This is a genomic window from Halorubrum tibetense, from assembly GCF_042661865.1.
GTDB lineage: Archaea > Halobacteriota > Halobacteria > Halobacteriales > Haloferacaceae > Halorubrum > Halorubrum tibetense.
In genome coordinates this window covers 1-3613 of sequence record NZ_JBHSWW010000250.1, presented here as the reverse complement: position 1 = coordinate 3613, position 3613 = coordinate 1, and the positions used below count along the sequence as shown (strand labels likewise).

General features: G+C 68.0%; 4 protein-coding genes. All 4 read right to left on the bottom strand.

Going from position 1 to position 3613, the window contains the following annotated elements; all coding sequences use genetic code 11:
• The coding region (locus ACFQEU_RS13030; protein WP_465261149.1) for a DUF8141 family membrane protein at positions 1-226 on the bottom strand (226 nt) is incomplete at its 3' end.
• A gap of 111 nt (positions 227-337) precedes the next feature.
• A complete protein-coding gene (metG, locus tag ACFQEU_RS13025; RefSeq protein WP_379782821.1) occupies positions 338-2536 on the bottom strand; it encodes a methionine--tRNA ligase in 2199 nt (732 codons plus the stop codon).
• Positions 2537-2784: 248 nt separating this feature from the next.
• On the bottom strand, positions 2785-3213 hold the full coding sequence (locus ACFQEU_RS13020; RefSeq protein ID WP_379782819.1) for a prefoldin subunit: 429 nt from the start codon (positions 3211-3213) through the stop codon (positions 2785-2787).
• A gap of 75 nt (positions 3214-3288) precedes the next feature.
• Positions 3289-3613, bottom strand: a 325-nt coding sequence (locus tag ACFQEU_RS13015; protein ID WP_379782817.1) for a thiamine-phosphate synthase family protein, incomplete at its 5' end; no start/stop codon positions are given.

Sequence of the window (3613 nt, the reverse complement as noted above, 5' to 3'; positions counted from 1 at the left end):
GAATATCCGGCAGTGCCATCGGCGGTGGGTTGTGTAGGAATTGTCGGCTGTATCCCCGCCCTTCAGGGCGGGGTTTTAGCCTTGTAACTTCGATAATCGGGTCGACGCCGAACGACGGGCCGAGGAGATAGCCGACGGCGAACCCGATCGGGTCGAGAACGAGCGCGAGGACGAGGACCTGTCGTTCGATAGGCAACGAGTCGAACCAGCGGCGGGGAGACGTCATGGGATGACCGCTGATCCGGACCGGGCGGTTATAACTGTGGACGGACGCGCCGAGTCGGAGTAGGTCCGTATAAACGCGGACGGACGCGCCCGGTCACACCGGCGCGAAGCGTCACTTCACCGTCGTTCCCGGACCGGCGTCCCCGTACGTGGTCAACAGGTCCGCCTCCTCGCCGGCGGCCAACACCATCCCGTTCGACTCGACGCCGAACAGCTCCGCCTTCTCCATGTTGGCGAGCACGATCACCTTCGTGTCCGGCAGATCCGCGACGTCGTGGAGCTGTTTGAGCCCCGCGACGATCGTCCGGGTTTCCGCGCCGAGGTCGACCCGGAGCCGCAGGAGGTCGTCAGCGCCCTCGATCCCCTCGGCGGACTCGATCCGTCCGACCCGAAGGTCGAGATGCTGAAACTCCTCGAAACTGATGCGGTCGTCGCTGAGCGGTTCGATGTCGTCAGGCACGGTGTCGTCGTTCATGTCGTCGTCAACGTCGGCAGTGACGTCGTCCGCATCGGCCGATCCCGTCTCGTCGTCTTCGTCGCTCGGTTCCTCTTCGTCGTCCTCCGCCGCGGCGACGCGCGATTCGAGCTTCTCGTTCAGCGCTTCGACGCGGTCGTCTTCGACCTTCTCGAACAGCTCGGTCGGCTCCGCGAGGTCCCCCGCGGGCTCCTCACGGGCGACGTCGACGGTGGCGTCGTGAACCGACCCGGCCTCGCCGAGTTGATCCCACAGCCGTTCGCATTTCTCCGGGGCGATCGGCTCGAACAGGACCGCGATCGCCTTCGCGATCGCGACGCAGTCGTGGATGACCTGTGCGGCCTCGTCGGGCTCCTCGTCGACGAGCTTCCACGGCTCGTTCCGCTGGATGTACTCGTTACCGAACCGTGCCAGGTCCGTGACCGCGTCGCCGAGCGCCCGGATCGAGTAGTCGTTGACGGCGGCCTCGACGTCCGCGACCGCCTCGTCGATCCGCGCCGCGACCTCCTCGCCCGTCGCGTCGGCGATCGGTGCGTCCTCGTAGTTGCGGTGGGCGAACAGCAGCGAGCGGTACAGGAAGTTGCCGACGGTTCCCACCAGCTCGGTGTTCACGCGGTCGCGGAACTTCTCCCACGAGAAGTCGACGTCCTGCTGGAACCCGCCGTTCGTCGCGAGGTAGTAGCGCAGCGGGTCCGGATGGAACCCCTCGTCGAGGTACTCGTCCGCCCAGACGGCGCGGTCGCGGCTGGTCGAGAACCCCTTGCCCCCGAGGGTGACGAAGCCGCTCGCCATCACCGCGCGGGGCTCCGTGTGCCCCGTCGCCGTCAACATCGCCGGCCAGAATATCGTGTGGTGCTGGATGATGTCGCGGCCGATCACGTGAACGATCTCCCCGCCGTCGGGGTGCTCCTCGGTCGTGCCGTCCGCACCGGCCTTCCAGGCAGCCTCCCAGTCGAAGGTCTCCGCACCGACGCGTTCCGTGTACTGTTTCGTCGACGAGATGTACTCGATCGGCGCGTCGACCCAGACGTACAAGACGAGGTCCGCTTCGGCGGTTTCACCGCCTTCGCGAGACGACTCCGTCGCCTCGCCATCGGGATAGTCGATCCCCCAGTCCAGATCGCGGGTGATACACCAGTCTTGGAGCCCCTGCTCGATCCACTCGCGGGGCTGGTTCCGGGCGTTCGAGGTCCCCTCCAGCCGGTCGAGAAAGTCGGAGAGGTACGCCGAGAACTCGGAGACCGCGAAGAACTTGTGGGTCCGCTCGCGGTACTCGGCGGGGTTGCCGGACACCGTCGACACCGGGTCCTCGACCTCGCCGGGTTCGAGGTGCCGCTGACACCCCTCGTCGCACTCGTCGCCGCGGGCGTGTTCGCCGCAGTACGGACAGGTGCCCTCGACGTAGCGGTCGGGGAGGTACTGATCGTCGACGGGGTCGTACGCGACCATGATCTCCTTCTCGTAGACGTGGCCCGCCGCCTCGAGGTCGCGGACGAGCTGCTGGGTCAGCTCCGTGTTCGTCTCGTCGTGCGTGTGACCGTAGTTATCGAACTCGACGTTGAACTTCGGGAACGTCTCGGCGTACTGCTCGTGCCAATCGAGCGCGAACGTCTCGGGCGAAACACCCGCCTGATCGGCGTTGACCGCGACGGGCGTCCCGTGCATATCGGAACCGGAGACGAACGCCGTCTCTTGGCCGAGTCGTTCGAGCGCGCGGCTGTACACGTCGCCGCCGACGTACGTGCGGAGGTGCCCGATGTGGAGATCGCCGTTGGCGTACGGCAGTCCACAGGTCACCACCGCCGGGTCGGCCGTGGGGAAGTCGTCGTGGCTCATGTAGTGTGTGTATGTCGTGTGTCGGTCGATCGGGCCTAAAGCCCGCTGGTTCGGATCCGGGCGTTCGGTGCCGGCCACGAACGGACCGGCGGGTAGCGGGAGGCGACGGGCTTCACCGAGCGTCGACGCCGATCGTGTTACCGACCGTCGCCGCCGCGGACGGGTCCACCCGACGCGAGAAGAGTCGCATACGCATACGGCGGTCGCCGCGTCCCGAGCGCGTCACGGTCGGACAACGGGGCGGGCAGTTATAATTCCTGTTCACTATCGTCGGTGTCCCGCGGCGATCCGTCCTCGGTCCCGCTCGTCGGGGTCGTTCCCGGACCGCCCCCGGGACCGCCGATCAGGTGCCGGATGGCGTCCTTGCTCGCCTCGAACCGTTCTTCGAGCTCCCCCTTGCGCTCGTCGAGCGCCGCGATCCGGTCGTCCAGTTCGGCGATCCGCTCGTCGAGCGCCGCCCGAGCCGAGGCGGCGTCGGTCTCGACTCGGAGGTCGCCGACCCGACGATAGACGGTGTCCGACCCCTCGGCGTCGTCGAGCGCCTCCCGGGCCGCCCGGGCGTCCGCCCGCCGCTCCTCGATCCGGTCCGTTCGTGTGACGACCGACTCGGCCTCCGCCTGCAGCGCCCGCATCTCCTGGTACTTCTCCTGGGCCGCCGGCGGCAGGTGGTCCTGCATAGACGCGGATCCACGCCCCGCACGCAAATAGCCTGCCCTGCCCTACCCCGCCTCGGCCCGCCGTCCGACCCCGTCTCACACGATATCCCGGACGATCCGGGCGGCCTCCGGCGCGCTCGGCGCGAGCACGTACACGATCGGCTCGATCCCGACCGCGCCGGTCTGATAAAGGACGAGCGCCTCGGTCCCGTCGGACGCGGCGAGGTCCGCGGCCGCGACCGCGTCCCGGACGGCCTCGCGAGTCGATCGCTCCGGATCGAACTCGATCGTCGGGAACGACGCTTCCAGCTGGTCGAGAAGCGCCGGATCGTATCGGAGGTTGACCGCGCCGCGGGCGGTCGAACCACCCTCACGGGCCGCGAGCAGCACGGTCGCGACGTGCTCGCTGACGCCGAACTCG

Coding starts and splice junctions, on each gene's coding strand:
- metG (WP_379782821.1), bottom strand. CDS start 2,536: ATGAGCCACGACGACTTCCCCACGGCCGACCCGGCGGTGGTGACCTGT.
- ACFQEU_RS13020 (WP_379782819.1), bottom strand. CDS start 3,213: ATGCAGGACCACCTGCCGCCGGCGGCCCAGGAGAAGTACCAGGAGATG.